This is a genomic window from Gluconacetobacter azotocaptans (genome assembly GCF_014174355.1).
Classification (GTDB): domain Bacteria; phylum Pseudomonadota; class Alphaproteobacteria; order Acetobacterales; family Acetobacteraceae; genus Gluconacetobacter; species Gluconacetobacter azotocaptans.
On sequence record NZ_JABEQF010000055.1, the window covers coordinates 1 to 859 of the forward strand.

Sequence of the window (859 nt, forward strand, 5' to 3'; positions counted from 1 at the left end):
GAAACTATCGGCGGCATTGGTCAGGGTCAGCGTGCCGGCGAGGCTGGCAGTGCCGTTGCCCGCCAGCGAGCCGGCCGAGCCGCCGTTGCCCGTGACGGTCAGCGCGCCGCTATCTGTCACCGTGCCGCCGACCGCGCCGCCGTCCAGCGTCAGCGTCCCGGCGTCCGCAACCGCACCGGCGACCGAACCCGACAGGTTCAGCCCCGCGCCGGAAGCGATGGTCGTGCCGCCGGTGTAGCTGTTGGCGCCGGTCAGCGTTTCGCTGCCGCCTGCGATGGTCAAGCCACCGGTGCCGGTCAGCGCCCCCGCGTAGGTATCGGCGGCGTTGGTCAGCGTCAGCGTGCCGTTGAGACTGGCAGTGCCGTTGCCCGCCAGGGACCCAGCCGAGCCGCCGTTGCCCGTGACGTTCAGCGCGCCGCTGTTCGTCAACGTGCCGCCAACGGCGCCGCCATCAAGGATCAGGCCGCCGTTGCCAGCCACATTTCCAGCGACCGAACCGGACAGGTTCAGCCCCGCGCCGGAGGCAACGGTCGTGCCGCCGGTGTAGCTGTTGGCGCCGGTCAGCGTCTCGCTGCCGCCTGCGATGGTCAGCCCACCGATCCCGCTCAGCGCCCCCGCGTAGGTGTCGGCGGCGTTGGTCAGCGTCAGCGTGCCGTTGAGCGTGCCGGCACCCGTCCCGGCCAGCGAGCCTGCCGAGCCGCCGTTGCCCGTGACGTTCAGCGCGCCGCCGTCCGTCACCGTGCCGCCGACCGCGCCGCCGTCCAGCGTCAGCGTGCCGTTGTCAGCCACATTTCCGGCGACCGAACCCGACAGGTTCAGCGCTGCGCCGGAGGCAATGGTCGTGCCGCCGGTGTAGCTG

Annotated in this window: 1 protein-coding gene; it reads right to left on the minus strand. The window is 72.2% G+C overall.

Going from position 1 to position 859, the window contains the following annotated elements; genetic code table 11:
* Positions 1 to 859: beta strand repeat-containing protein (locus tag HLH34_RS19095; RefSeq protein ID WP_408871336.1), on the minus strand; the 859-nt coding region annotated here is incomplete at both ends.